The 26567-nt window shown below is 68.5% G+C and carries 30 protein-coding genes and 1 pseudogene; 20 read left to right on the top strand and 11 right to left on the bottom strand.

Translation table 11 applies throughout. The annotated features are described in order from the left end of the window. Positions 1 to 130: 130 nt before the first annotated feature. Positions 131 to 2263: an alpha/beta hydrolase family protein gene (locus tag EPL04_RS09965; RefSeq protein ID WP_134671190.1), complete on the top strand. Its 2133-nt coding sequence runs from the start codon at positions 131 to 133 to the stop codon at positions 2261 to 2263. A 169-nt stretch (positions 2264 to 2432) separates the two neighbouring features. On the opposite strand, the gene EPL04_RS09970 is transcribed toward EPL04_RS09965, so the two are convergent. Next, a complete protein-coding gene (locus tag EPL04_RS09970; protein WP_134671191.1) occupies positions 2433 to 2654 on the bottom strand; it encodes a DUF7569 family protein in 222 nt (73 codons plus the stop codon). Between the two features lie 120 nt (positions 2655 to 2774). On the opposite strand from EPL04_RS09970, the gene EPL04_RS09975 reads away from it, so the two are divergent. The 3 genes from EPL04_RS09975 to EPL04_RS09985 are packed head-to-tail and all read left to right on the top strand — an operon-like array spanning position 2775 to position 5695. Next, a complete protein-coding gene (locus EPL04_RS09975) occupies positions 2775 to 3374 on the top strand; it encodes a TetR/AcrR family transcriptional regulator (RefSeq protein WP_134671192.1) in 600 nt (199 codons plus the stop codon). Beyond that, positions 3374 to 4798 carry an MATE family efflux transporter gene (locus EPL04_RS09980; protein ID WP_134671193.1) on the top strand — a complete coding sequence of 475 codons (1425 nt, stop codon included), beginning with the start codon at positions 3374 to 3376 and terminating at the stop codon, positions 4796 to 4798. The genes EPL04_RS09975 and EPL04_RS09980 overlap by 1 nt, the downstream gene beginning before the upstream one ends. Before the next feature lie 48 nt (positions 4799 to 4846). Continuing rightward, positions 4847 to 5695: a universal stress protein gene (locus EPL04_RS09985; RefSeq protein ID WP_134671194.1), complete on the top strand. Its 849-nt coding sequence runs from the start codon at positions 4847 to 4849 to the stop codon at positions 5693 to 5695. Between the two features lie 15 nt (positions 5696 to 5710). Here EPL04_RS09985 and upp read toward each other — a convergent pair whose 3' ends face one another. Together upp and EPL04_RS09995 are read right to left on the bottom strand one after the other, a co-directional pair. After that, positions 5711 to 6388 carry a uracil phosphoribosyltransferase gene (upp, locus tag EPL04_RS09990; RefSeq protein ID WP_134671195.1) on the bottom strand — a complete coding sequence of 226 codons (678 nt, stop codon included), beginning with the start codon at positions 6386 to 6388 and terminating at the stop codon, positions 5711 to 5713. A 65-nt stretch (positions 6389 to 6453) separates the two neighbouring features. After that, a complete protein-coding gene (locus EPL04_RS09995) occupies positions 6454 to 6633 on the bottom strand; it encodes a hypothetical protein (protein ID WP_134671196.1) in 180 nt (59 codons plus the stop codon). Between the two features lie 85 nt (positions 6634 to 6718). On the opposite strand from EPL04_RS09995, the gene EPL04_RS10000 reads away from it, so the two are divergent. The 5 genes from EPL04_RS10000 (at position 6719) to EPL04_RS10020 (ending at position 10767) form a co-directional block, all read left to right on the top strand. Continuing rightward, positions 6719 to 7036 carry a hypothetical protein gene (locus tag EPL04_RS10000; protein ID WP_134671197.1) on the top strand — a complete coding sequence of 106 codons (318 nt, stop codon included), beginning with the start codon at positions 6719 to 6721 and terminating at the stop codon, positions 7034 to 7036. A 31-nt stretch (positions 7037 to 7067) separates the two neighbouring features. After that, positions 7068 to 7475: an SRPBCC family protein gene (locus tag EPL04_RS10005; protein WP_134671198.1), complete on the top strand. Its 408-nt coding sequence runs from the start codon at positions 7068 to 7070 to the stop codon at positions 7473 to 7475. 103 nt (positions 7476 to 7578) lie between these two features. Continuing rightward, on the top strand, positions 7579 to 7875 hold the full coding sequence (locus EPL04_RS10010; protein WP_134671199.1) for a hypothetical protein: 297 nt from the start codon (positions 7579 to 7581) through the stop codon (positions 7873 to 7875). Between the two features lies 1 nt (position 7876). Next, the gene (locus EPL04_RS10015) at positions 7877 to 8842 is read left to right on the top strand and encodes an ArsA family ATPase (protein ID WP_134671200.1); all 966 of its coding nucleotides are present in this window, start codon (positions 7877 to 7879) and stop codon (positions 8840 to 8842) included. Between the two features lie 182 nt (positions 8843 to 9024). Beyond that, a complete protein-coding gene (locus tag EPL04_RS10020; protein WP_134671201.1) occupies positions 9025 to 10767 on the top strand; it encodes a carbon starvation CstA family protein in 1743 nt (580 codons plus the stop codon). A 22-nt stretch (positions 10768 to 10789) separates the two neighbouring features. On the opposite strand, the gene EPL04_RS10025 is transcribed toward EPL04_RS10020, so the two are convergent. Both EPL04_RS10025 and EPL04_RS10030 read right to left on the bottom strand, forming a co-directional pair. Continuing rightward, a complete protein-coding gene (locus EPL04_RS10025) occupies positions 10790 to 11422 on the bottom strand; it encodes a hypothetical protein (RefSeq protein ID WP_134671202.1) in 633 nt (210 codons plus the stop codon). Beyond that, the gene (locus EPL04_RS10030) at positions 11419 to 11793 is read right to left on the bottom strand and encodes a cupin domain-containing protein (RefSeq protein WP_134671203.1); all 375 of its coding nucleotides are present in this window, start codon (positions 11791 to 11793) and stop codon (positions 11419 to 11421) included. The genes EPL04_RS10025 and EPL04_RS10030 overlap by 4 nt, the downstream gene beginning before the upstream one ends. 141 nt (positions 11794 to 11934) lie before the next feature. Here EPL04_RS10030 and EPL04_RS10035 point away from each other — a divergent pair, with 141 nt between their 5' ends. Then, positions 11935 to 12162, top strand: coding sequence for a hypothetical protein (locus EPL04_RS10035; RefSeq protein WP_134671204.1), 228 nt, complete (start codon positions 11935 to 11937; stop codon positions 12160 to 12162). A gap of 18 nt (positions 12163 to 12180) precedes the next feature. Here EPL04_RS10035 and EPL04_RS10040 read toward each other — a convergent pair whose 3' ends face one another. Then, the gene (locus tag EPL04_RS10040) at positions 12181 to 13563 is read right to left on the bottom strand and encodes a hypothetical protein (protein ID WP_134671205.1); all 1383 of its coding nucleotides are present in this window, start codon (positions 13561 to 13563) and stop codon (positions 12181 to 12183) included. A 1-nt stretch (position 13564) separates the two neighbouring features. Continuing rightward, positions 13565 to 14602, bottom strand: a complete 1038-nt coding sequence (locus EPL04_RS10045) for a DUF6612 family protein (protein WP_134671206.1) — start codon at positions 14600 to 14602, stop codon at positions 13565 to 13567. A gap of 240 nt (positions 14603 to 14842) precedes the next feature. On the opposite strand from EPL04_RS10045, the gene EPL04_RS10050 reads away from it, so the two are divergent. Both EPL04_RS10050 and EPL04_RS10055 read left to right on the top strand, forming a co-directional pair. Further along, a complete protein-coding gene (locus EPL04_RS10050; protein ID WP_134671207.1) occupies positions 14843 to 15529 on the top strand; it encodes a DUF5828 family protein in 687 nt (228 codons plus the stop codon). A gap of 83 nt (positions 15530 to 15612) precedes the next feature. Then, complete coding sequence (locus EPL04_RS10055; protein WP_134671208.1) at positions 15613 to 16800, top strand: inorganic phosphate transporter; 1188 nt, start codon at positions 15613 to 15615, stop codon at positions 16798 to 16800. Between the two features lie 30 nt (positions 16801 to 16830). Here EPL04_RS10055 and EPL04_RS10060 read toward each other — a convergent pair whose 3' ends face one another. Further along, entirely contained in the window at positions 16831 to 18234 is a 1404-nt protein-coding gene (locus EPL04_RS10060) for a hemolysin family protein (RefSeq protein ID WP_134671209.1), read from the bottom strand. Positions 18235 to 18347: 113 nt separating this feature from the next. On the opposite strand from EPL04_RS10060, the gene EPL04_RS10065 reads away from it, so the two are divergent. The 3 genes from EPL04_RS10065 to EPL04_RS10075 are packed head-to-tail and all read left to right on the top strand — an operon-like array spanning position 18348 to position 19783. Continuing rightward, positions 18348 to 18617: a glutaredoxin family protein gene (locus EPL04_RS10065; protein WP_134671210.1), complete on the top strand. Its 270-nt coding sequence runs from the start codon at positions 18348 to 18350 to the stop codon at positions 18615 to 18617. Next, positions 18617 to 19129 carry a redoxin domain-containing protein gene (locus EPL04_RS10070; protein ID WP_134671211.1) on the top strand — a complete coding sequence of 171 codons (513 nt, stop codon included), beginning with the start codon at positions 18617 to 18619 and terminating at the stop codon, positions 19127 to 19129. The genes EPL04_RS10065 and EPL04_RS10070 overlap by 1 nt, the downstream gene beginning before the upstream one ends. Positions 19130 to 19177: 48 nt before the next feature. Further along, positions 19178 to 19783 (top strand): L-threonylcarbamoyladenylate synthase, encoded by a 606-nt coding sequence (locus EPL04_RS10075; RefSeq protein ID WP_134671212.1) that lies wholly within the window; start codon positions 19178 to 19180, stop codon positions 19781 to 19783. Here the strand turns inward: EPL04_RS10075 and EPL04_RS10080 are convergent. Both EPL04_RS10080 and EPL04_RS10085 read right to left on the bottom strand, forming a co-directional pair. Next, complete coding sequence (locus EPL04_RS10080) at positions 19769 to 20449, bottom strand: CRISPR-associated protein Cas4 (protein WP_134671213.1); 681 nt, start codon at positions 20447 to 20449, stop codon at positions 19769 to 19771. The two genes, EPL04_RS10075 and EPL04_RS10080, sit on opposite strands and share 15 nt — an antisense overlap. A gap of 342 nt (positions 20450 to 20791) precedes the next feature. Further along, the gene (locus EPL04_RS10085) at positions 20792 to 21394 is read right to left on the bottom strand and encodes a conditioned medium-induced protein 4 (RefSeq protein ID WP_134671214.1); all 603 of its coding nucleotides are present in this window, start codon (positions 21392 to 21394) and stop codon (positions 20792 to 20794) included. A gap of 107 nt (positions 21395 to 21501) precedes the next feature. On the opposite strand from EPL04_RS10085, the gene EPL04_RS10090 reads away from it, so the two are divergent. From EPL04_RS10090 to EPL04_RS10110, 5 genes are all read left to right on the top strand, one after another. Then, complete coding sequence (locus EPL04_RS10090; protein ID WP_134671215.1) at positions 21502 to 22083, top strand: biotin transporter BioY; 582 nt, start codon at positions 21502 to 21504, stop codon at positions 22081 to 22083. Further along, positions 22084 to 22788: an energy-coupling factor ABC transporter ATP-binding protein gene (locus EPL04_RS10095; RefSeq protein ID WP_134671216.1), complete on the top strand. Its 705-nt coding sequence runs from the start codon at positions 22084 to 22086 to the stop codon at positions 22786 to 22788. Continuing rightward, positions 22785 to 23492 carry an energy-coupling factor transporter transmembrane component T family protein gene (locus EPL04_RS10100; RefSeq protein WP_134671217.1) on the top strand — a complete coding sequence of 236 codons (708 nt, stop codon included), beginning with the start codon at positions 22785 to 22787 and terminating at the stop codon, positions 23490 to 23492. Before EPL04_RS10095 ends, EPL04_RS10100 begins: the two co-directional genes overlap by 4 nt. A gap of 66 nt (positions 23493 to 23558) precedes the next feature. Continuing rightward, positions 23559 to 24017: a hypothetical protein gene (locus EPL04_RS18755; protein ID WP_167599453.1), complete on the top strand. Its 459-nt coding sequence runs from the start codon at positions 23559 to 23561 to the stop codon at positions 24015 to 24017. Between the two features lie 86 nt (positions 24018 to 24103). Beyond that, on the top strand, positions 24104 to 26230 hold the full coding sequence (locus tag EPL04_RS10110) for a heterodisulfide reductase-related iron-sulfur binding cluster (protein ID WP_134671218.1): 2127 nt from the start codon (positions 24104 to 24106) through the stop codon (positions 26228 to 26230). A 218-nt stretch (positions 26231 to 26448) separates the two neighbouring features. Here the strand turns inward: EPL04_RS10110 and EPL04_RS10115 are convergent. Continuing rightward, positions 26449 to 26567: pseudogene (locus EPL04_RS10115) on the bottom strand (IS6 family transposase); the annotation flags it as partial.

Genomic DNA, 26567 nt, shown 5'->3' on the forward strand with positions numbered 1-26567 from the left:
CGACCGCGCCGAGTCGTCTCGCCCGCACCGAAACGCCGGCGAGACGTCGGCGTAATCCGGGTTACGCGAGGATATGGCCGGGGTATTTCGAATCGAAATCCTATTACTGGTACCGCCGCATTCGACGGACATGGAAACGGTTTGTGCGAGTGATTATCACGACATCGTACAGGTCGCCGACCCGAGAGTCTCGCCCGACGGCGAGCGAGTCGCGTTCGTTCGGAAGGTACCGAGCGACGACGAGGAGTACGAGGCGACCGTCTACGTCGTCCCGATCGGCGGCGGCGAACCCCGGCAGTTCACGGTCGCCGAGGGAGTCGACAGCAGTCCGCGGTGGAGCCCGAGCGGCGATCGGCTCGCGTTCGTCAGCACTCGGGGGGCCGACGACGACCGCCCGCAACTGTGGGTGATGCCGACCGACGGCGGTGAAGCCCGGCGGGTCACCGACGTGGCGGGCGGCGTCTCTCAGATCGCGTGGTCGCCCGACGGGGACAAGATCGCGTTCGTCCAGCAGGCGACGGCCGACGACCGCGAGACGGGTCGGGACACCGGGCTCGACGGCGAGGAGTACGAGCCCGACCAGCCCGACCCCCGCGTCATCGACCGGATGGTCTACCGGGCCGGCGAGCGCTACTTCGACGGCCGGCGCGATCACGTCTACGTCGCGGACCTTCGGGCCGACGGGGACGGCTCGGAAGCCGCGAGCGGTCGGTCGCCGCGAGCGGCCGTCCGGCGGCTCACCGACGGCGACTACGACCACACGACCCCCGAGTGGGGCGACGAGTCGACGCTGTACTTCGGCGTCCGGCGCACCGGCGATCCCGACGACAACATCGACCTCGACGTCGTGGCCTACGACCTCGACGCCGACGGGGAGGCCGAGACCGTGGTCGAGACCACCGCGTGGGGCCCGATGCTGGCGGCCACGGGCGACGGCCGGATCGCCTACGCGGAGACCCCCGAGGAGAACGCCACGCTCCGACAGACGGAACTGAAGGTGATCGACCGCGAGACCGGGACCGTTACCACCCCGACCGAGGACCTCGACCGGACGCTCTCGACGGACGTGTCGGTCCAGTGGGGCCCCGACGAGTCGGAGCTCTACTTCTCGACGCCCGACGAGGGCGACGTCGCGGTCTGGCGCGCGCCCGGCGACGCGAGCGCCGCCCCCGAGCGCGTGGTCGCGGACGGACACGTCTCGGGCGGGTCGGTCGGCGCGGACGCCGTGGCGTTCGTCAGGTCCGAGTGGGACCACCCCGGCGACGTGTTCGTGACGACGCGGGCCGGCGCCGAGACCAGACGACTCACCCGCGTCAACGCCGACTACCTCGACGACCGGGCGATCGGTCGACCCGAGGAGATCCGCTTCGAGAACGAGTCGGGCGAGCAGATTCAGGGTTGGGTACTGACGCCGCCGGACTTCGATAGCGCGGCGTGGAACGCCGCGGAACAGTCGAGCGGCGACGAGCCGCGAGACCCCGACGAGCAGTACCCCCTCGCGGTCGAGATCCACGGCGGTCCCCACGCGATGTGGTCGACCAGCGGGACGATGTGGCAGGAGTTCCAGCTGCTGGCGGCGCGGGGGTACGTCGTCTTCTGGTCGAACCCCCGCGGGTCGACCGGCTACGGCGAGTCGTTCATGTCCGCGGTCGGCGAGGGCGGCTGGGGGCCGGTCGCCGCCGAGGACGTGCTGGCCGGCGTCGACGACGTGGTCGACCGGGAGTACGTCGACGCGGACGACGTGTTCGTCACCGGCGGGAGCTACGGCGGCTACATGACGACGTGGCTCGTCGGCCACACCGATCGCTTCTCGGGCGCGGTCAGCCAGCGGGGCGTCTACGACCTCAACAGCTTCTACGGGTCGACCGACGCGTTCAAACTCATCGAGTGGGACTTCGACGCGACGCCGTGGGACGACCCCGAGTTCCTCTGGGAGAACTCCCCCGCGGCGTACGCCGATCGGGTCGACACCCCGACCCTGCTCGTACATAGCGACGACGACTATCGCGTCCCGGTCAGCAACGCCGAGATGCTCTATCTCATGTACAAGAAAAACGGCGTCGAGACCCGGCTGGTCCGATACCCCCGCGAGGGCCACGAGCTCTCGCGGAGCGGCGAGCCCGGCCACGTCGTCGATCGGCTCGAACGCATCGTCCGGTGGTTCGACGGCTACTCCGATCACCGCGACGTGGCGCCGGCGCTCGAACGCGGCGAGGAGGGGCTGTCGGCGAGCGAGGACGATCCGGAGGCGAACGGCGAGTAGCGCGACGGCCGGTCCCCTGCGATGTTGTCTCACACCGAGGGCCGTTTCCGACCCCCCGAACGATCGGGCAGATCGGGCGACTGCGACGGGCCGTTCACCTGAAACGAAGGGGTTCGATCGGGGCGAACCGCGGGTCGCGACCGATCGGTCGGTCGGGGCCGGCGGTGTGTCAGTCGACGATGATGTTCGAGTCGCCGTCCTCGATCACGGTCGGGTCCGGCTCGGGCTGCATCTCCGCCTCGTAGCGGTCGATCCAGTCAGCGAAACACTCGGGACAGAGACGCTGGCTGTCGATCTGCGACCGGTCGACGGTGAGTCGGACCGTGCGCGCCAGCGCGTCGGAGACGTCGTCGCCGCAGTCGTCGCACGGGTCGGCGTCCTCGCTTCCCATGGTCGGGCGGTGTCGCGGGCGATATTTAGTTGTTCGCGTCCGGGCCGCGCCGACACGGCCCGGCGCGATCGGCCGGGTTCCCAAGCCTTTTGACTGACTAGTCAGTAAGTCCGATAACGAATGGACGACCGACCGACCCGAGACATCCTCGACGCGACCTATCTCGCGCTCTGCGAGCACGGCTTTGCCGACCTGACCGTCCAGGACATCGCCGCCCACACCGAGACCAGCAAGGCGACGATCCACTACCACTACGACAGCAAGCGGGACCTGTTCGTGGCCTTTCTGGCGGACCTCTACGAGGGCTACACCGACCACATGGACGGGGTGACCCGCGAGTCGCCCCGCGAGGAGCTTTTCGCGCTCGTCGAGGCCTCGCTCGAAGAGGGCGACGACGTGCCGGGCGTCGACTTCCGGACCGCGATGCTCGAGATCAAGGCCCAGTCGCCGTACGACGACGCGTTTCGAGAGCGACTCCGGGAGTTCGACGACTACCTGTTCGAGCGCATCCGATCCGTGGTCGCGGCCGGCATCGAGGCCGGCGAGTTCGACGACGACGTCGACCCCGACCGCGTCGCCGAGTTCCTGACGACCACGATCTCCGGCGCCCACACCCGCCGGGTCGCGGTCGACCACTCGCTCGACCGGCTCCGCGAGACGCTGATCGAGTACGTCGAGCGAAATCTGGTCGCCGACGAGACGGCCGAGGTGAGCGCCTGATGGGCGTCCTCGACTCGCTGTTCCGGGGCCGCGAGGAGTTCGACCTCACGTCGGGCGACGTGGGCAAGCCCCTGTTTTTCCTGTCGCTTCCCATCGTCGTCACCAACCTCTTTCAGACCGCGTACAACCTCGCGGACACCTTCTGGCTGGGCCAGTACAGCACGAACGCGCTTGCGGCCATCAGCTTCGGCTTTCCGATGGTGTTCCTGCTCATCTCGCTGGGGATGGGGCTGTCGGTCGCCGGTAGCGTCCTCGTCGCCCAGCACACCGGCGCCGACGAACCCCGGGAGGCCGAGTACGCCGCGTCCCAGACGGTCACGTTCGCCGTCATCGCCTCGATCATCCTCGGCGGGATCGGCTACGTCTTCGTCGAGGAGTTCCTCGCGCTCCTCGGGGCCTCCCCCGACGTGCTCCCGATGGCGACCAGCTACATGCAGGTCATCTCGCTCGGGCTGGTGTTCATGTTCGGATTCTTCGTGTTCATCTCGCTGATGCGGGGCTACGGCGACACCATCACCCCGATGCTGGTGATGTTCGGGTCGGTCGTGCTCAACATCGCGCTCGACCCGTTCCTCATCTTCGGCTGGGGGCCGTTCCCCGAGCTCGGCATCGAAGGGGCGGCCATCGCGACCGTCTTCTCGCGGGGGCTGGCGATGGCGGTCGGGCTGGCGGTCATGTTCCAGGGGACGCGGGGCGTCCAGATCAACCTCCGGGACATGGGGCCGGACTTCGAGTACCTCCGGCGGCTCCTCCGCATCGGGCTTCCGGCCTCCGTCGAGGGGACCGGCAGGGCGCTGTCGATCAACCTCCTGCTTTTCATCGTCGGGATGTTCCCGACCACGGTCGTCGCGGCGTACGGCATCGGGACCCGGGTGTTCTCGGTCATCTTCCTGCCCGCCATCGCGGTGGCCCGCGGCGTCGAGACCATGACGGGCCAGAACGTCGGGGCCGACAAGCCCGACCGCGCGGCGCAGGCGGCCGGGCTCGCGGCTAAGGTGATGTTCGGCGTGCTCACGGGCGCGGGCGTCGTGGTCTGGTTCGGCGCGGGCGCGATTTCGAGCGTGTTCACGACCGACCCCGAGGTGGTCGCGGTGTCGGCGGAGTTCCTGCGATACGTCGCGCTCTCGTTCGGATTCATCGGGATCATGCGCTCGTACACCGGGAGCTTCCGCGGGGCGGGCAAGACCCTGACCGCGGCGGCCATCTCGGTCCTGATGCTCGGATTCATCCGACTGCCGATCGCGTGGTTCGCCGCCGGGCCGCTCGGCGAGACGGGCATCTGGCTCTCGTTCGCCATCTCGAACGTCGCGGGCGCGGCGATCGCCTACGCGTGGTACCGCCGGGGAACGTGGCGTGACGCCGACCTCACCGAGACCGAGGTCGCCGACGACGACGAACCGGGGGTCGCGGCCACCGACGACTGACCGCCGACCACGCGAACGCTTTTGTTGTGAGGCGTCGACGGTTCGGTGATGGAGGACCGCGACAGAGTCGCCGTCGCAGTCGGTAATCCCGACAACGTCGACCAGTTGGTGCGGACCGCGATCGACGTGGCCCGGGACCGCGGCGGCGAGGTCGTCGTGGTCGCGGTCCGGGTCACGCCCCGGGAGTCGCCGTTCGGGCTGTTCACCGACGAGGTCATCGCCCGTGAGTTGGGCGGCGAGCGCCGGGCGCTGCTCGATCGCGCGGTCGACGTCGCCTCCGGCACCGACGTTCCGGTCCGGGGCCGGCTGTTCGTCGCCGGCTCGGTGGCCGACGGCGTGCTCCACGCGATCGACGAACTCGACTGTGGCTGTCTCGTCGTCGGATGGCAAGACCGCACCCGGGAGAACGCGATCCTCGGGACGAACGTCGACCGGATCGTGCGCCGGGCCGACGCCGACGTGCTCGTCGAGAAGATCGGCGCCGTCGCCGACGGGGTCGAGGCGGTGTTGTTGCCCGTCGCCGAGAGCCCGAACGCCGACCTCGCGGCCGCGGTGGCGCGAGCCATCGCGGCCGGCAACGACGCTCGGGTCGACCTGCTTCGGGTCGCCGACTCGCCCGCACAAGAGCCGGCCGCCCGCGAACTGCTCGCCGACGCGAGCGGACGCTTCGGGTCGGTCCCGGTCGAGACCGAGGTCCGGGTCGGCGACGTCGCCGACGCCATCGTGGCGGCGTCGGCCGACCGGGACGTGACCGTCCTCGGGGCGACCCGAACCGGGCAGATCCGGCGGCGGGTCGTCGGCTCGACCCCCCGAGCGGTCGGGCGCCGCGCCGAGGGGTCGGTGATCGTCGCGAAGAAGCGAACGCCGTCGCTGGTGGGGCGACTACTGGGGCGATAGGGAGTCGGGCGCCGATCAGGCCGTCCGGAACGCCCGGTCGCCCGCGTCGCCGAGTCCGGGGACGATGAACCCCTCGTCGTCGAGGTGGTCGTCGATCGAGACCGTCAGCAGGTCGGCGGTCGGGAACTGCTCGCCCACCCGGAGCAGACCGTCTGGCGCGCTGACCGCCGAGAGCACGAACAGGTGCTCGGGGTCGGGCTGTTCGTCGGTGATGCGGTCCATCACCGCACACATCGTCGAGCCGGTCGCGAGCATCGGGTCGGCCACGATGACGGTGTCGTCGGCCGTGATCTCGGGGAGTTTGACGTAGTCGATGGTGATCGGGAACTCGCCGTCGTCGTTCATTCCGGCCTCCTCGTCGCGGCCGGCCGAGATGACTCCCTGCTTGGCCCGGGGGAACGCCTTCAACAGCCCCTCGACGAACGGGGTCGCGGCCCGCAGAACGTTGATGATGACCACGTCGTCGAGCCCCTTGACGCGCTGGCCGGTCGTCTCGGTCAGCGGCGTCTCGATCGAGACGTACTCGGTCTCCATCGCGCCGTCGATGATCTCGTAGCCGCAGATCCGGCCGAGCTTGACGAGGCCCTTCCGGAACGCGACCTGTTCGGTCTCGACGTCTCGGAGATTCGAGAGGGTGTCTTGAGCGAGCGCGTGCGTGATGAGCTTGGCGTCCCCGCGGTCTTCGATGGTCATGTCTGTGCGTATGGCGGTGACGCGGGGGCTTATCTCTTAATATGGCGAGCCGCCCCGGCCGAACGTCACCGAATCACGAGGTGGGTCACCACGGCCAGTAGCGCCGCGACCGCCGCGATCGTCTGCCACTCGTAGGCCAGCACGTCGAGAAACGACAGCCCCCAGACCACCGCGACCGCGAAGAGGCTCGACAGCACGAGGTTCATCGCGGCGAGCACGCGCGGGTCGCCCTTCGAGTCGGTCATCCGGCGGGTATCGCGGCCCGATCGACTTATCTCTTGCCCGACACGGCCGGTAGACCGAAGGTCGCGGGCGACGACTCGACGGCCCGTGCTGGAGAACGATCGGGGAGAGGCGGTCGATCCGGTGCCGTTTCTGGTGGTGGCGACGCTGGGCGCACTCGTCTGCTACAGCTTCGGACCGGGGTACCTGCTGGCGTTCGGGGTCGGGGTGGCCGAAGGGCTCGCGGTCTCGACGGTCGCCGCGCTCGCCACGACCGCGGTGGCCTACCACCGGTTCGTCCGGACCCGCCGGCCCGAACACCGGGGCGAGATCCCGGCCGAGGCGCGAGTCCGGCGACTGCTGGTGGGGGCGCTCGCGGTCGCGGGCGTGTTCGTGCTCCTGTCGGTGCCACTGCTCGGACCGTAACGCTTTCGGGCCGGCGTTCGTAGGGCCGACGATGCGCGAAGTCGAGGCCACGACGTTCGTCCCGGAGTCGCCGACAGTCGTCCGACGGGCGCTCGCGCCCGCGGCGGTGGTCGAGTACGAAGGGAGCTTCGACGTCCGGGGCGTCGAGGAGACCGACGACGGGTGGACGGTGACCGCGGGCGCGCGCGGCCTGACCATGCACCTCGACTTCGAGGAGCGCGGGGACGGCCTCGCCTACCGCCAGCGCGGCGACGGCGGCCCGTTCGACGCGATGGAGACCACCGTCTCGGTCGAGCCCGAAGACGAGGGGAGCCGCGTGAGGATGCGGTCGCGGGTGAGCCTCGGCCTCCCGCTCTCGGCGGTCACCGACCGCGTGGCGGCGTGGAAGCGACGCGGCGAGCTACGACGGGCGCTCGACGCGCTCGCGGCCGACCTCTGAGTCGCAATCGCGGCGTCGCCGGCGGCTCGGCGAATCGCGGGTGCTGAGACCCGGGACCGACCAACGGCACCCTTTTATCGCCGGGACGATTTCGTGATAAACGATGACACTTGCCGACCGAATCGCGACGTTCCGAAGCCAGGTGGAGGAGTGGCTCCACGGCCTCTACCACGGAATGATCGAGCACCCGGCGTTCGAACTCGTCGAGAAGGAGGCCGAGGACACCGAGGACGCCTTCATGTTCGCGTGCTTCGCCGACGCGTTCGGCATCCCGAGCCCGGCCTCCTACTACACCGCCGAGCTCCTGCCGTACCTCGGCGACGAGTTCGAGCAGTGGGAGCGCCGGATGTGGGACCGCGAGAGCCTCATCGAGCGCAAGGGCCAGCAGTACCACTTCTAAGATGAACAAGTTCGTCTTCTTCGGCGGCAAGGGCGGGGTCGGCAAGACCACGGTGTCATGTGCCTACGGCCTGAAGTGCGCCGACGCGGGCCTGGAGACGCTCGTCGTCTCGACCGACCCGGCCCACAGCACCGCCGACGTGTTCGACCAGCAGTTCGGCGACGACCCGCGGGCGGTCGAGGGCCGCGAGAACCTCTGGGCGATGGAGATCGACCCCGAAGAGGAGGTCGAGCGCCACATGATGGACATCAAGCGGACGATGACCGATCAGGTGAGCGCCGGGATCGTCAACGAGATCGACCGCCAGATAGAACTGGCCCACCGGACGCCCGGCGCCTACGAGGCCGCGCTGTTCGACCGCTTCATCGACGTGATGCGCGAGGCCGACGAGTACGACCGGGTCGTGTTCGACACCGCGCCGACCGGGGGCACTCTCCGACTGCTCGGACTGCCCGACTTCCTCGAAGGGTGGATCGCGCGCCTGCTGGAGAAACGCACAGAGAGCATCGATCTGTTCGAACGGGCGGCCATCGGCGACCGGGAGGCCCGCAAGAAAGCGAGCGAGGACCCCATCATCGCGCGGCTCACCGAGCGCAAGGAGATGTTCGAGTTCGCCGGCGACACCCTCCGGAACGACGCCTCGTTTTACCTCGTGTTGAACCCCGACGAGCTCTCGATCCGGGAGACCGAGCGAGCGATCGAGGACCTGACCGAGTACGACCTCGGAGTCGCGGGACTGGTCGTCAACAAGGTCGCGCCCGCGCCCGACGCCGGCGAGGACGGGACCGGCGCGCGCTACCTCCGGGAGCGCTACGAGAACGAGCGCAACCGCATCGACCGGATCCGCTCGGAGTTCGACGCCCCCGTCGTCGCCCGGATCGAACAGCGCGTCGAGGAGGTCAAAGGCGACCTGCTCGCGGAGGTCGCGGCCGAACTCGACATCGACGTCCCGACGGTGGAAGCCTGAGTCGACGGCCAGAAAGTTTTCACCGGGAGCGTGTTCGGCCATATGACTCTTTTTTCGCTCGAAACGGAACGATACCGGTTCGGGCCGTCGTCTGACGGCGATTTCGAACTGTCATTTCTAGCTAAAAATCAAGACAATCTTTAAGTCCCTATTTTCCGTGTCTCGGAGTGAGGCGACATACCATGGTACAAGTAATGTGGCTGGTGGTTTCGGTGCTCGCAATATTCACCGTGGGGTACTTCGGGTACTCCAGATACCTCGCCCAGTTCGTCGAACTGGACGGGGACAAAGAGACGCCGGCCCACAAGTACGAGGACGGACAGGAGTACGTACCGGCCAAAAAGCCGGTGCTGTTGGGGCATCACTATTCGAGTATCGCGGGCGGGGCGCCCATCGTCGGGCCCATCACGGCCGGACTCATCTGGGGTTGGGTTCCGGCGCTGCTGTGGATCGCGGTCGGGAACCCCCTGATGGGCGCGGTCCACGACTTCGTGTCGCTGTCGGGGAGTCTCCGACACGAGGGGAAGTCGATCGGGTACATCATCGGCGAGTACATCGGCGACGACGGCAAGAACATGCTGCTGTGGTTCGCGTTCCTGACGATCATCCTCGTCGTCGCCGTGTTCGCGTTCGTGGTGGCGCTGGTGTTCCAGGAGTTCCCCAGCGCGGCCACCGCGAGCATCCTGTACATCGGGCTCGCGTTCGTGTTCGGGGTGTATCTCTACCAGCTCGACGGACCGTTCATCCCCGGGACGATCGTGTTCGTTGCGGGCGTGTTCGCGAGCGTCTGGGTCGGGATTCAGTACCCCATCGCGCTGAGTCAGGGGACGTGGATCCCCATCGTGCTGGGCTACGCGTTCGTCGCGAGCGTCCTGCCGGTGTGGATGCTGCTACAGCCCCGTGACTACCTCTCGTCGTTCCTGCTGTACGCCGGCGTCGGCGGCGCGCTCCTCGCGATCATCGTCGGGACGCTCATCACCACGCCGTCCCAAGCGCTCCAGACGAACATCCCGGCCTACAACGGGTTCTGGGGTAGCGACTCGTTCGGCGTCGTGAGCCCGCTGTTCCCGATGCTGTTCGTCACGATCGCGTGTGGCACCATCAGCGGGTTCCACTCGCTGGTCTCGTCGGGGACGACCGCGAAGCAACTCAACAAGGAGACCGACGCCCGGCTCATCGGCTACGGCGGAATGCTCGGCGAGGGACTGCTCGCCGTGGTCGCGCTGTCGGCGGTCGCGGTCGTCGGCATCACCCCCGAGGGCGCGACCGGCGGTATCGGGCTCGCACTGCCGAACTTCGCGGAGGGCGGCGGCATCATGCTCACCAGCTTCGGCATCCCCGTCGAGTACGGCGCGCCGTTCATGGCGCTGGTGATGGTGAGCTTCCTGCTCACCTCGACCGACACCGCGCTCCGACTCGGTCGGTACATGCTCGAAGAGATCATCGGCACTCCCGAGTCGCAGGTCGAGGAGGTCGCGACCAACCGCTACGCGAACGCCGGCTTCCAGTCGCTGGTCGCGTACGGGCTCATCGCGTCTGGCACCTGGACGCCGCTCTGGCAACTGTTCGGCAGTGCGAACCAGTTGCTCGCGGCGCTCGCGTTGCTGACCGCGACGGTGTGGCTGGCCAACTGGAGCGCGAACAAGCAACTGGTCAGCACCGGCGTGCCGATGGCGATCATGTCGACGATCACCATCCTCGCGCTGGTGTACCTCCAGTACTACCAGAACCTCTACCAGGGCATCATCCTGGGCGAGTCGTCGACGGCGCTGTGGTCGCTAGTGCTCCAGATCGCCATCGGGACGGTGCTCCTGGTGTTGGCGCTCGCACTGCTCCGGAAGGGGTACGGTAACATCCAGCAGGCGCGGCGCGGTCGGGCGGGTGCGCCCGCGACCGACGGCGGCCGACCGCAAGAAGACGACTGATCGACCGACGGCGCTTTCTCTTTTATCGCCAGAGCGACCGGACGAGCCGCTCGACCAGCCCGGGCTCGGCCTCGGGGACGGCGTCCCAGAGCCGGAAGGCGGCCGCCGCATCTGCGTTCGTGCTGGCGACGAGTCGCTCGCGGTCGGGGGCCGCGACGACGAGGTTGAGCTCGTAGCGGCCGTAGAAGCCGAACTTGATGAGCGTCCGGTCGCGGAACCCCTCGACGAACTCCCGGACCGGATCGGTGAGCTCGGGGACGACGAGGACGAACGTGAACTCGGTCTCGAAGTGCTCCTCGTCGGCGACGATCCAGTCGTCGGCGAGGTCGTGGCCCAGTTCGACGAGCCGTTCGAGTTCGGGAACCGTCGCGGCGTCGGCCCGGCGCGCGAACAGGTGCTCTTTGGCCTCGTGGTTCGCGTAGTTGAGCGCCGGGTGGAACAGCTGTTTGCGATTCTCGACCCGAACCTCGCCGTAGAGGTCGAAGCGCTCGCCCCGGACCCGGTAGCCGTTCTCCAAGTCGAAGCTGTACATCAGCCGATCGCTCACGCGGTCGAGGTACTCGTCGTCCCAGTCGGGCACGTCGTCGGGGACGGCCGCGTCCGGGACCCCGTCGGAAGCGACCGGCTCGTCCGGACCCCCACTACTTTCGCTCATGCGTCCGGATCGTAGGGGTGGACATCGTCGACCGCCGGCGCGCCGACCGCGAGAACCCGAAGCGTCTCGGTCGCGTCCGCGGGGTTGAACGCCCGCTGGGGGCTGTCGGGCTCGACGACGAACAGTTCGTCCTCGTCGGCGACCAGTTCGCCGTCGGGAGTCTCGACGTGGAGCGCCCCGGAGACGACGTAGAACAGTTCCTCCTGGTCGTCGTGGTAGTGGTACGCCAGCGGAATCTGGTCGCCGGGGGCCGCCTCGTAGAGGTTGACCGCCGCGTTCTCCAGTCCCGCGAGGTCGCCGAGCGCGCGCTGGACGCACGGTCGATCGGGCGTCGGGTCGACCGACGACGGGTCGATGACGTGGTATCCCATGTGTGACCACAGTTCGCAGGAGTTTAAATACCCTCGGACGCCGAGAGCCCCCGCGGGCGCCTCGCGGGCCGGCCGCGCGAGCCCTCGAAACCGCCGAAACCTTAAGAGTCGACGCGTCCAACGATCGGACACGACTCACACATGGACGACAAGCGAACCGAGGCGTGTGGTCGGTGTTCGATGACCGCCGTCGTCTCGATGACGACCGACGACGGCGAGCGCGAATCCGCCGGGCACAACCCCTTCGACGGCGAGCGCATCGAGGTCGAGGAGGCCGAGTTGAAGGCGGTCAACCGCCACGTCGTCTTGCTCGGGCGACTCAAGCGCCGACTCGACGAGATGGCGACCCGGCTGACGTACGGTCGCTGAGGGCGGTTCGACCCGGCCTCAGCCGCCGCCCACCGCGACCGACAGGTTTCGCTCCGCGACGGTCACGTTCGTCCCGCGCACGAACTCGTCGGGGCCGGCGAGCACGACCGTCCACTCTTCGCCCGGCGACCGGACGTCGATCGTCGCGCCGTCGACCGTCCAGGTCCCGTTCGCGGCGGGCGCGCGGGCGTCGAGCGACGCCGCGAACGCCGCGGCGAACTCGCTGGCGTTCGCCGCGTCGTCCCACCGCAACGCCCACGCGTAGCTCGCGTTGCCGGACGCGCGCCGGAACGTGTACAGCGTGTCGTTGCCCCAGCCGGCGGCCCCGCGGACGGCGCGCGACTCGCCGAGCCCGTTTTCGAGCGCGGTCCGGACGAACGCCTCGCCGAGGGTGTCGGTCCCGACCTGCCGCCAAGCCGACCCGGTGGCGTTCGCGGTCGCGGGGAGCGACCGGGCGGGTTCGGCTCCGGGCGGGTAGCCGTGGAGCACCTGTTCGCTCGTCCGGGGCGGTCGCTCGTAGACCGCCGCCAGCCGGGCGGGCGAGTCGATCCGGCTCGCGACGTAGCGGTGGCCGGCGATGTACTGGCGGTTCGCGTACCGCTGGCGGCTCCCGGGCGCGAGCCGGCGGTCGTACGCGGTGTAGAACTCGGAGTTGAGCCGGTCGCCGTCGGCGTAGCGCCGGAGGTACGCGTCGGTCGCGAACACCGCCGCGCCCTCTATCACGCTCCGGACCACGAAGCTGGTGTCCGTAGTCGATCGCGGGAGCGCGCGCCGGAGTTCGGCGCTCCGACGGTTCTTGAACTGGACGTAGTGGACGTACTCGTGGGCCAGCACCCACTCGATCGAGGCGGCGGTGTGGTTCGCCGGCGGGTACAGCCGGATGCCGCCGAACAGAGTGGTGATGCCGTTGGGAATCCGGCGGCGCTCCGACCGGGTGAGAGTCGACTCGAACTCGACGCCCGCGAGCTTCCAGAACCGGTAGAGATGAGGTCGACGGTCGGGGTCGGCAGTCGTGTTGTCCGTCGGAGTCTCGTCGGTCGCGTCGGTAGCCGTCGTCTCGTTGTCGAACCGGTCGACGACGTGTACGTACTCCGGCGGGGTGACGTTGGTGCCGAGAACGCGCTGGACGCGGGCGAAGACCCGCGTCTGGTTCACCGGTAGCGGCGCGCCCCGGGCCTCGATGGTGTCGTCGTCGCTGTCGGCCGTGCGAGTCTCGCCCGTCGTCGTTTCGGCCGGGTCCGACGCCGTCGGCTGTTCGGTGGCGGTGGCCGGCGCCGCCGTCTCGGAGGGCCGGTCGGCGACGGCACGCTCTCGGTCGCTGACGGCGGTCGGGGCGGTACAGCCGGCGGTCACGAGCAACGCGGCGACGAGTAATGTCGCCGTCCGGGAAGACGCGGCCATGTCAGGCGGTCGTCGTCTGATCGGCGGTCGTGTTTCGGGCGGTCGTCTCCTCGGTCGTCGTGTTCAGTTGGTCGTCGAGCGAGACGGCCGTCTCGGCCGCCGCCGGGAGTTCGACCGACACGTCGTCGCCGTAGCCCGAAAAGCGGAGCCGGAGTTCCTGGTGGAGGTCCATCTCCTGACCGCGGACGGACACGGTGGAGTTGATCGACGTGTCGGACTTGACCGGGAGGTGGGTGTCTTTCGCGATCCAGTACGTGACCGAGACGTTCTCGACCGTGCCGACCTGCCTGTTGGTCACGTTGGCCGAAAGGTTGGCGTACCGCTCCGGATCGGGGGCGGCCCTCAGGACGTAGGTCTCGGTACCGTCGACCGTCTGTTCGCCCACCAACTCGGCGCTCGAGATGTTCAGGAGTTCGCGCTGTCGGGTGAGCGTGTCGAGGGCCGACCACCGCTGGGAGAAGTTACCCGAGAGGTTCTGGCGGATCCACTTCGAGGAGAACGTCCGGGTGAACTGCGGGCTCCGCTGGTAGAGCGTCCGATCCACCACGTAGGTCGAGACGGTGCTCGACCGGCCGGCCACTCGGGCGGTCCGGTTGATGCGGAGTTCGCGGTCGAGTCGGTTCACCGCGCCGGTCGAGTTGGTGACCGTCCGGCGCCGGACGTTGTTCGACGAGACGACGGTGTCGATGTGGGCGCCGATGCGGTACATCTCGACGTCGGCCATCGCCGAGACGCCGGTCCGCTTGACAGCGGTGGCGTTCGCCGACGACGCGGAGATCGTGTCGTCGGTCGCGGCGGAGTCGGTCTGCGTCTCGGTAGCCGCGGTCGCGTCGGTCGTGGCGGAGTCGGTCGCGGCGGAGTCGGTCGTGGCGGAGTCGGTCGCGGCGGAGTCGGTCGTGGCGGAGTCGGTCGCGGCGGAGTCGGTCGTGGTTTCGAGGTCGGTCGTGGTCCCGGGGTCGGTCCCGCCGCCCGAACAGCCCGCCAGAACGACGAGCGCGGCCAACAGGAAGGCGATGAACGCGTTCCGTGGACGTGACATTCAGAAAGTGGTCGGTTCCTGACAGCATAAAAGCTCCGATTGCGCAACCGACGCGACGTTCACGCGCCGGATCGGCGGGAGAGTGACATCCCAAACCGCCGGAGGACGGAACGGGGCATCGATAGCCCGACTCTCGCGGCCGGGGCAGGCGAGCGCCCCGCGTCATCGGTGGTTGCTACGGCGGGGCGCCGGCGAGGGACAAAAGATAAACCCGCCCGCGCCTTACGGTCGCCGACCAGAATGGAAGAAAGCGTTTCGGGCTTCAAGCTCCGCGGGAACTGGGGCGACATCGTCGAACACGGGGAGCGCATCACCGAAGCCCTCCGCGAGGCCGACGCCTCCGGCGACGCGTACGAGGAGTGGGACGAGTGGCGACCCAAGCACCACGAGCGACTCGGCGAGGACGTCTCGGAGAAGACCTCCGAGCAGGCCTCGGTCGCCGAGGGCAAAGGCGAACAGGAAGGAAAGGCTCCCGACGACGACCTCAAGACCGCGGGCGAGAAGATCAGCGAATCCTACGAGAAACTCGAAGAGGAGAAAACCGACGAGGCCGTCGACAAGTGGCAAGACTCGGTCAACTACGTCGCGCGGGCCGCCGACTCCGCGAGCCGAAAGGCGATCCGGAAGGTCGAGGACACCGTCTACCAGAAGGTGATGACCCGGCTCGCGCCCTACTACTTCGACAACGACCTCATCAGCGCCAACGTCCAGCGGGTCGGCCGCGGCGACGGCGAACCCGAGTTCGTCTTCGAGGTCAACGTCAACGACGACGACCTCAAGGAGATGGTCTCCGAGAAGCTCGCGGACTACGAGAGCGAGATCGACCGCTGGCACGTCGACACCGAGAAGCGCACCGACACCGTCGAGGCCGCCGAGGGCGTCGAGCCTCCGGCCGAGCCCGAGGAGTCGACGCCCAACACGAACTGACCGCCCGAGCGTGCCAACGGGCTCGCACGGAGAGTTCGGCCGCAGGCCGGTACACTATTCTATCGCCGGTGATAGGTTGAGATATGGTCGCGAGCGGCGTCGTCACGTTGGTAATCGCTGGCATCGCTAGCCTGTTCATGGCGTGGGCCATCGGCGCGGGATCGTCGGGGTCCACCCCGTTCGCGCCGGCGGTCGGCGCGAACGCCATCTCGGTGATGCGGGCGGGGTTTCTGGTCGGACTGCTCGGGTTCGGGGGCGCAGTCTTGCAGGGCGCAAGCGTCTCGGAGGCGGTCGGGACCGAGCTCATCGGCGGCGTCGAGCTCACCGCGATCGCCGCGACGACGGGGCTGCTCGTCGCGGCCGCGCTGGTCGCGTTCGGCGTTTTCACCGGCTATCCGATCGCGACCGCGTTCACCGTCACGGGCGCCATCGTCGGCGTGGGGCTGGCGATGGGCGGCGAGCCCGCGTGGGCGAAGTACCGCCAGATCTCGGCGCTGTGGATCCTGACCCCGTTCGTCGGGAGCGCGTTCGCCTACACCACCGCCAAGCTGCTCCGGTCCGAACGCACCGCCGAGCGGGTCGTGATCCCGCTTCTGGGCGGGTTCGTCGGCCTCATCATCGCCAACATCAAGTTCGCGATTCTGGGACCGGGCGACGCGAGCCGGTCGATCGCCCAGAGCGCCGCGGCGAGCCTCGACCTCGCGACGGTCGCGGGGCTCGATCTCGGACAGGTCCTCGCCTCGCTCGCCATCGGCGGGGCCGCCGCCGGGTTGCTCTTCGCGGACGTGAACAGCGACCTCGAAGCCGGACAGCGTCACTTCCTGCTCGCGCTCGGGAGCCTCGTCGCGTTCTCGGCCGGCGGATCGCAGGTCGGGCTCGCCATCGGACCGCTGGTCCCGCTGTTGGACCCGTTCGAGATCCCGCTGGTCCCGGTGCTGGTCGGAGGCGGACTCGGCCTGCTCGCGGGTTCGTGGACCGGTGCGCCCCGCATGATCAAGGCCATCGCGCAGGATTACTCGGCGCTCGGGCCCCGGCGCTCGATCGCGGCGCTCATCCCCTCGTTCGCGATCGCGCAGGTCGCGGTCTTTTTCGGGATTCCGGTGTCGTTCAACGAGATTATCGTCAGCGCGATCGTCGGGAGCGGCTACGCCGCGGAGGGCGGCGGCGTGAGCCGCCGGAAGATGGGCTTTACCGTGCTCGCGTGGCTCGGCTCGCTGGTGTTGGCGATAGCGGTCGGCTACGGCGCGTTCGCGGCGATACGGATGGTGTGAGAAGACCGATCGCAGTCGGGACGCTCGCGGTCACCCCTCGGTTTCGACGCCGTCTTCAAGTTCGGATTCGGCGTCGCCGTCGACTTCCTCGCGCTCGGCCGGATCGAGTTTCGTCACGCGGGCCTTCATGATCCGGGTGTTCTCGACCTGATCGACGTGGAGGCGGACCCCGTCGTAGGTGATGTCTTCGCCCTCCTCGACCAGCCGGCCCGCTCGGTTGAAGATGAACCCCGCGATGGTCTCGAACTCCTCGCCCTCGGGGAGATCGATGTCGAGTGCCTCGTTGACCTCGTCGATGTTGAGTTCGCCCTGCACGATGACGGTGTCGTCGTCGACGTACTCGACCGGCTCTTCTTCCTCGCCTTCGAGGATGTCGCCGACGATCTCCTCGACCATGTCCTCCATCGTCACCAGCCCCTCCGTGGTGCCGAACTCGTCGATGACGATGACCATCTGCATCCGGTTCTCGCGCATCTCGGTCAGCAGTTCGTCGACGTTCTTGCTCTCGGGGACGTGGAGCGTGGGCTGGATGACGTCTTCGAGCGAGAGGTCGTCGTTCTCTCCGTACGTGTTCTCCCGGACGAGGTCCCGGATGTGGATGATGCCGATGACGTTGTCGAGGCTCCCCTCGTAGACCGGGACGCGCTCGTGGCCGCTCTGGACCAGCGTCTCGATGGCCTCGTCGATGCTGGCGGTCTTGGACACCGCGGTCATGTCGAGTCGCGGGGTCATCACCTCCTTGGCGATGGTGTTGTTGAACCGGAAGATGCGCTGGAGCATCTCGCGCTCGTCCTCTTCGAGGACGCCCTCGCGCTCGCCGGTCTCGATCATGTCCTGAATCTCGTCGCGGGTGACGTACGAACTCTCGATTGCCGACCCGCCGCCGGTGACCTGATTGATGACGCGAGTGAGATAATCGAAGAAGACGACCAGCGGGAGCAGGAAGTACTCGGAGTACTTCAGGGGTCTGGCGATGCGAAGCGACCACGACTCGGTGTTCTCGACCGCGTAGGACTTGGGCGCGCTCTCGCCGAACAGCAAGACGAGCGCGGTGATGCCGAAGGTGGCGACCGCGACCGCCTCCCCCTGCGAGAGGTGGAACGCGAGCACCCCGGTCGCGATCGACGACATCGCGATGTTGACGATGTTGTTGCCGACCAGAATGGTGACCAGCAGTCGGTGGGGGTCGCTCTTGAGCGCGGCGACGGTGTCGGCGCCCGGCATCCCGTCCTCGACCAGCGCGTCGACCCGGTGTTTCGGGAGCGAGAACATCGCGATTTCCGACGACGAGAAAAACGCCGAGAGCCCGATGAGAACGAGGATAGCGACTGCTCCGAGCCACGTCAGGAGCCCCTCCGTGAGGGTGACGCCGAGAATCTCGGCGGCGGGGGTCGCCTGCGCGAGCGCGAGTAGGGGTATCTGGGGAGACACCATTTAACAGTCCATCTTCACAGTCGGAAGGATTAACTCTTTATTCTTTTCCCCGGATAGGACTTCGAACTGCCGGGAGCGAAGACCTTACACCCGCTTCGGTCCAATCGTCGTCTATGAGCCACTCGACCGACGATCCGTCGATCACCCTGTATCGCTTGCAGGCGTGTCCGTACTGCGAGCGCGTCGTCCGCAAACTCGACGAGTACGGTCTCGACTACCGATCGCGGTTCGTCGAGCCGATGCACAGCGACCGCAACGCGGTCAAGCGCGCCAGCGGCAAGCGGTCGGTCCCCGCCATCGTCGACGAGTCGACCGGCGTCACGATGAGCGAGAGCGGGAACATCGTCGAGTACCTCGACCGGACCTACGGAGGGGCCGAGTAATGGTCGAGTTCGACGTCGTCGACCTCCCCGAGACCGATCACGTCGCCGAGGGCGACACCGCGCCGGACTTCACCCGACCGCTGGTCACCGACGAGTACTGGGAGGACGCCGCGCTGTCGGACCTCGCCGAGGAGGGACCGGTACTGCTCGTGTTCTACCCGATGGACGGCGCCTTTCCCGCGACGTACGTCTGGAACGAACTGCGCGACCGGGCGTGGGAGGACGACTACGACGTGACGGTCGTCGGCCTGTCGATTTCCGACCCGTACGCCCACAAACAGCTCGTCGAGGAGCGCGGGATGGACTACCGGCTGTTCTCGGACCCCCAGAACGGGGTCGCCGAGTCGTACGGCGTCGTCCACGACCTCGACGGGATGGCGGGCGTGAGCGAGCCCCGGCCCGCGGCGTTCCTGCTCGACGAGGACCGGACCGTCGAGTACGCGTGGGTCGCCGAGGAGTGGCCCGACTTCCCCGACTACGACGAGATCGAGGCGGCGCTCGACGCCGCGTAGCGTTCTCGACCGACGCGCCTTTTTCGCCCGGACACGAATCGTCTCCCGATGAGTCTCGACCCCGAGGACGTCGACCAGGCCGCGACCGCGATCCGGAACGGCGAACTCGTCGTCTACCCGACCGAGACGGTGTACGGGCTCGGCGCGGACGCGCTCGACGAGTCGGCGATCGAGCGCGTCTTCGAGGCCAAGCGGCGGTCCCGCGACAAGCCGGTGTCGCTGGGGGTGCCGAGCCCGGACGCCGCGCTGGAGTACGTCCGGGCGACCGACCGCGAGCGCCGGTTCATGCGGGAGCATCTGCCCGGACCGGTGACCGTGCTCTGCGAGAAGCGCCCGACGGTCCCCGACGTGCTGACCGCCGGGCGCGACCGGGTCGGCGTCCGAGTGCCCGACCACGAGGACGCGCTGGCGCTCCTCGAAGCGGTCGCCCCCATCACGGCCACCAGCGCGAACGTCAGCGGGCGACCGAGCGCGACCCGCGCCGCCGAGCTGGACGACGAGATCCGCGAGGCCGCCGCGGCGGTGCTGGACGGGGGCGAGACCGGCGGGACCGGGAGCACCGTCGTGAACGTCGAGACCGGCGAGATCCACCGACGCGGACCCAGCGCCGACCGAATCGAGTCGTGGCTGGCGACCGACTCAGAGGCCGAGTAGCGACTTCAGCGAGCGCGTTTTCACGCCACACTCTGCTCGGTACTCGCAGGGCTCGCACTTGGCGTCGTCGCCGAGCCGGGGCGGCGGGCCGTCGAGTGCTCGCACGGTCTCGACCGCGCGCCGATAGGCCGCCTTCCGGCGGGTCGTGAGGTCGAGTTCGCGCACGATCCCGTGGCCGGGGTACTCCGCGAACGCGCGTTCGACCGACCGCTCGCGCTCCCACGACAGCGCCTTCGCCGCCGCGACCATCCGGACCGACTGGGGCTCCCAGACCCCTTGTTCGGGCGGCGACCCCGCGAAGACCATCGACGGCGCGGGCGCGAGCTCGGACGCGTCGAACTCCAGCACCTTGTGGACGACGCCGCGACACTCCCGCCCGTCGAGCAGTCGCTCGCGGCCGGTCGGCGCGCGGAGTTCGGGCCACGCCACCTGGAACCGCTCGCGAGCGCGTTCGAGGTTCCGGCGGAACGCCGCCGGAGTCACCCCGATCGGGAGGTCGGCGAGGCTGTCGTCGGACGCCCCGAGTAGCTCCTCGTACCGGAACGCGAGGTTCCGACAGTCGGCCACCTCGTCGGGAACGGACCGTTCGTCCTCTTTTCGCCGGTAGTAGAGCTTCCGCGGGCAGTAGGCCGCGGTCGCGAGGTCGCTGAAGGCGATGGGTGACACGCCGCGAGTTGGCCCCGGCTTCGGATTTAAATGTACGGACGAAAGGAGGAGGAAACGGCAGACAGCGACGTCAGCTCACGCCGGATTGCGGACGCTCCGTTCGGGGGGCCTCCGTCCAGCAAACAACACGACAGCGCGCCGAAGGCGCACACACCGACGATTCTCCCGCGAGCGAGGAGCCCTCGACGAGTGCCCGAGCGGACCGAGGGCGCGAGAGAGGGGGTGAGGACGTGTCGTCGAGAGCGGAGCGACCGACGGCTCGGGAGAACAAGGTTCTCCCGGTGTTTTTGACCGAGCGTTTGCAAGGGCGGCGCGTTTATGCGCCGCCCGCAGGAAAAGGCCCTAGAAGGAAACGTTCGTCTCCATCCCCTCGGTGGCGTCGTCGAGCCCGTCTTTCTGCATCTCTTCGGTCATCCGGTCCGAGAGCTCCCGGTCCCGGAGGACGTTCTCGAACTCGTCGGTGAACCGGTCGTTGACCGTTCGCATCTCCCGCTTGGTCTCGATGATCCGGCGATAGCGCCGGATCGTCGACTCGCTCACGTCGAGCGCGTCGGCGCAGTCGGCGGTCGAGGCCTCCTCGTCGAGGAGTTCGCGGAGTTCGTCGAGGTCGAACGGGGCGTCGGCGTCGGCGTCCCGGAGGAGGTGGAGGTCGACTCGCGCGCGGGCGACCGTCTTCCCGAGGGAGGCGTCGCCCAGTTCCCGGGCGATCTCGGCGTCCGAGTCGCCCGCGTAGTAGCCGCGAACGACGGTGACGAGCTCCTCGTCCGAGAGCGTCGTCCCGAAATCGTAGCGCTCGCGCATCTGGGCGACGACGGCTTCGAGGCGCTCGTGCAGTTCCGTCTCCGAGCTCAACGAGCCGTGGGTCTCCTCCTGGCGCTCGGTGACGGTAGATTCGTCGGTGACATCCATGAAGATGTCCCGGAGTTCTTCGGTTTTCTCGTCCATGCCCTCTGATTTCTGCCGGACGCGTCCTCGGGTTAAAAGCCTGTCGCCGACGGTCGACCGGATCGTCAACCGAAGTTTTGATTTCGGTTGACGGCCCAGCCACGCCCATGAGTACGGACACGGCGTCGGTCGAACTGGTCGGCGAAGAGGCGGTCGAGAACGTCGCGCGCGCGGCGCTACTCGCCGCGCTCACGGGCGCGTTCGCGTACGTCTCGTTCCCCAATCCCGTCTCGCCGGTGACGATCAGCCTGCAGGTCCTCGGCGTCTTCCTCGCGGGACTGCTCCTCGGGCCGGTCTGGGGCGGGCTGTCGATGGTGCTGTATCTCGCCGCGGGCGCGGTCGGCGCGCCGGTGTTCGCGGGCGGGTCGAGCGGGATCGGATCGCTGGTGGGCCAGAGCGGCGGCTACCTCTGGTCGTACCCCGTCGCGGCCTTCGTCGTCGGCGCGATCGCCCACGGCGGGCTCGTCATCGGGGATCCAGCCGAGCAGAGTCTCGTCCGACTCGTGGGCGCGATGGTCGTCGGCACCGCGATCATCTACGCGTTCGGGACGGTCGGGCTCTCGGTCGTACTCGGACTCTCGCTCCGGGAGGCGTTTCTCGCCGGCGCGGTCGCGTTCATCCCCGCCGAAGCGTTCAAGATCGCGGCCGCGATCGGCATCGTCCGGAGCGACCAGATCGCCGCCGAATAGATGATCGAGACCCGCGACCTCGTGCATCGGTACGGCGACGACGGGCCGCGGGCGGTCGACGGCGTCTCGCTCGCGATCCCCGACGGCGAGTTCGTCCTGCTGGCGGGCGCGAACGGGAGCGGCAAGACCACGCTTGTCCGTCACTTCAACGGCCTGTTGGCGCCGGATTCGGGCGAGGTGCTCGTCGAGGGCACGCCCGTCGGCGAGGACCTCGTCGGCGCCCGGACGACGGTCGCGATGGTGTTCCAACAGCCCCGCGACGCGTTCGTCGCCGCGACAGTGGGCGCCGACGTTGCGTTCGGCCCCGAGAATCTGGGACTCGCCCGCGCGGAGGTCGACCGCCGGGTCGGAGACGCCCTCGATGCGGTCGGGATGGCGGGGCGGGGCGACGAGCGCATCGGCGAGCTGTCGGGCGGCGAGCGCGAGCGAGTCGCGATCGCGGGCGCGCTCGCGATGGCGCCCGATCACCTCGTGCTCGACGAGCCGTTCACCGGGCTGGACGCCCCGGCCCGCGAATCGGTGGTGTCACACCTCCGCGCGCTCAGCGAGTCGGGCACCGGGGTCGTGGTCGTGACCCACGACCTCCGGGACGTGTGGGACCTCGCCGACCGCGTGGTCGCGCTCGCCGACGGGCGGGTCGCGGTCGACGCGCCGCCGACCGACGCCCGCGACCGCCTCGCCGACCTCGGAGTCCGGGCGCCGTGACCCTCTCGTACCGGCCGGACGACACGTTCGCCCACCGGCTCGACCCCCGGGCGAAACTCGGGTTTCAGGCCGCGTTCGCGCTGGCGGCGTTCGCACACACCACGCCCCGCGGCCTGCTCGCGCTGACCGGCGTGACCGCGGTCGCGCTCCGTGTCTCGGGCGCGTCGGCCCGCGAGGCGATGTGGGCCTATCGGTTCGCGCTCCCGCTCTTGGCGGCGGGCCCGGTGTTCGCGGCCGCGACGCTCGGCCCGCCGTGGGTCCGCCCCGCCGAGGGTTTCGACACCGCGCTGGCGAGCTACCGGGTGGTGCTCGTGTTGCTCGTGAGCGCGGCGTACCTCCGGTCGACGCCGGTCCGGGAGTCGCGGGCCGCGATCCAGCACCTCGTACCCGGGCGGGCCGGCCAGTTTCTCGGCGCGGGCGTCGGCTTCGTGTTCAGGTTCTTCCCCGTGCTTCGGGGGGACCTCCGGCGGATCCGGGACGCCTCGGCCGCCCGACTCGGCGGCGAGCAGTCGGTGGTCGACCGGATTCGGCGGGTCGGGGTCGCCGGGCTGGCGCGGGCGCTCGCGCGAGCCGACCGGTTCGCGGTCGCGCTCCGGGCGCGGTGTTTCGCGTGGAACCCGACGCTCCCACACCTGTCGCTCTCGCGGACCGACGTGCCGGTGATCGCCGCGTCCGTCGCGCTCGCGGCGTGGGCGGTGGTCTGACCGGAAGCTGTTCACGTTCTTATAGTATCGGATCGAACTATCCCGGAAGCCGTGGTATGTGGCCCCATGGGGCTGTTTCGGGGGACTAAACTGGCAGTCGTGGGCGCTCTCGGTGCGGTGATCGGGTGGTGGATCGACGCCGAGGGAACCGTCCGGCAGTACGAGTCCGTCGAGTGGCTACTCGAACGCCCGGCGCTCCGGGGAGTCGTCTTCGAACACGCCGCGCTCGTCGACTGGAGCGTCGGCGCGTTCGTCGCCGTGGTCGCGATCGACCTGCTCGGAACGATCGGAGCCCGAAACCGAGACGAGACGGTCAGTTCGACGCTGGGCGTCGGAAAGGGCGTCGTCGCGGTCGGGGCGGCCGTCCTCGGAGCGAGCTACGCCGACGCGCTGTTCGGGGCGCTGGTTCGGCGCGCGCCCGCCGCCGCCGAGTTGGTCTGGACGTCTCTGGGCGGCGAGGCGGCGTTCGGCTTCGCGGTCGGGCTCTGGATCGGGGCGGTGGTCGCCGACGAGGCGCGACTCTGAAAAACGATAAACTCGGAGTCTGTTTTTCGAAGGTGGGAGCGTCCGAGTCGGTAAAACTTAAGCGAATCCTGTCCACCGTGTAAGGCATGGACAACTTCGTCGTGATGCAGGCGGGGAGCGAGGTCACCCGCCCGACGTTCTGGAGGATCGGCCACATCGGCGAGGCCATCTTCTACTACCTCGCGTTCGTGGCGATAGCCATCTTCGCGTACGGCGTCTACGACCGGTTCGCCACCTACGCTCGGGGGACCGAATCGTGGTTCGACCGCCTCGACGGGCTGGCCGGTCGGGTCGGGTCGGCCGCGAAGATCGTCTTCTCGAACGAGAAGCAGTTCGATCGGGACCTCTACGCGGGCGTGATGCACGCGTTCATCCTCTGGGGGTTCCTGACGCTGCTCATCGGGACGACCATCCTGATGATCGACATGGACTTCTGGACGAAGCTGTTCGGGCAGGACTCCTTTTTCGTCGACGAGTTCTACCTCTCGTACTCGCTGGTGATGGACGCGATGGGGCTGTTGTTCGTCGTCGGAGTCGGGATGGCGATCTACCGGCGCTACTGGGTCCGGAACGGCCGGCTGTGGGGGAAACACACCTCCGCCGAGGACGACCTGTTCGTCTGGACGCTGTTCCTGCTCGGGGTCGGCGGCTACGTCACCGAGGGCGTCCGCATCCTCGGCACGAGCGCGACCCGCGACGTCTCGTTCGAGACCGTGAGCTTCGTCGGCTGGTTCGTCTACGACGTGTTGCGAGTCGTCGGCGTCGACGCCGAGATGGCGACCGCCGCCTATCCCGTGGTCTGGTGGTCCCACGCGCTGCTGGCGCTGGCGTTCGTCGCCGCGATCCCGTACGCCAAGCCGTTCCACATGATCTCGTCGTTCGCGAACGTCGTGACCCGCGACGAGAAGGCCGGCAAGCGGCTCCCGGGCGTGCCCGACGACGCCAGCCCCGAGGAGATCGGCCACGGCTCGATCGAGGACTTCTCGTGGAAGGAACTGCTCGACCACGACGCCTGTACCAAGTGCGGCCGGTGTTCGTCGGTCTGTCCCGCGAAGGCGTCGGGGCGCCCGCTCGACCCCCGGGACGTGATTCTCGACCTCAAGCAGTACCGCGAGGACCTCGACGCGGGCCGCACCGAGGAAAAGCCCATCGTCGCCGACGGCGGGAGTTCGGTCGTCGCCGCCGAGACGATGGAGTCGTGCATGTCGTGTATGGCCTGCATGGACGCCTGCCCGGTCGAGATCGAACACGTCGAGCAGTTCACCCAGATGAACCGTCGGCTGACCGAGTCGGGCCAGATGGACCCCAACGTCCAGGACGCGATGATGAACGTGTTCCAGAACGGCAACACGTTCGGCGAGCCCGACCGCAAGCGCCCCGACTGGGCCGACGACCTCGACTTCGAGGTGCCCGACGCCCGCGACGAACCCGTCGAGTACCTCTGGTACGTCGGCGACTACCCGAGCTTCGACGAGCGCAACCGGAAGGTCGCCCGGTCGCTGGCGACCATCTTCGAGGAGGCCGGCGTCTCCTACGGCATCCTCTACGACGACGAACAGGCCGACGGCAACGATGTGCGCCGGGTCGGCGAGGAGGGCCTCTACGAGATGCTCGTCGAGGACAACGCCGCCGCCATCGCGGACTGCGAGTACGACAAGATCGTCTGTACCGACCCCCACAGCTACAACACCTTCCAGAACGAGTACCCCGAGTTCGACGCCTGCGAGTGGACCGCCGAGGACGTGTTCCACTACACCCAGATCGTCGAGGACCTGTTCCGGGAGGGCGCGCTCGGGCTCGCCGGCGACGAACTCGACTACACGGTCACCTACCACGATCCCTGTCACCTCGGGCGGTACAACGGCGAGTTCGAGGCGCCCCGCGAGATCGTGGCGGGGACCGGCTGTACGCTCGACGAGATGCCCCGCAACCGCGAGGACAGCTTCTGCTGTGGCGGCGGTGGCGGCGGGCTCTGGATGGACTTCGACGAGGACCCCAAGCCGAGCGAGGAGCGCCTGCGGGAGGCGCTCGAAGACACCGACGCGGGCGGGGCGGTCGAGAAGTTCGTCGTCGCGTGTCCGATGTGCATGACGATGTACGAGGACGGCCGGAAGACCGGCGGCTACGAGGACGACATCGAGGTGGTGGACGTCTCGGAACTCCTCGTGGAAGCCATCGGCGCGAAAGACCGCATCGAGGTCGCGGCCGACTGACCCCGCGGTCCGATCCCGCGGGGCGTCCGTGTTCTACGACCCGCGCCGAAGCGTCGCCACTCCGGAAGAGACGTCCGAAAAAGACCGCGCGTCCCGGCGCGCGGAAGTGCGCCCGCGTGGAGTTTCATTGCATGGCACGCGATGAAGCTGGCACGCGAGCGCGACCGTTGCTACGGTTCGAGCGTTGTTATGTCTGACGCCTCTGCGAAGCATCGTGTTTAGTTTGTGGAATTGTGCCAGACGGCAAAGGCTTGGAGCCATGTTTCAGCAGTTGCTGGTTCGACGTGGCTGAAACAGTTGCTGAACGAGGAGGTCCGGCGTTTTACCTCGCGGAAGA

Source organism: Halorussus marinus, from assembly GCF_004521895.1.
Taxonomy (GTDB): domain Archaea; phylum Halobacteriota; class Halobacteria; order Halobacteriales; family Haladaptataceae; genus Halorussus; species Halorussus marinus.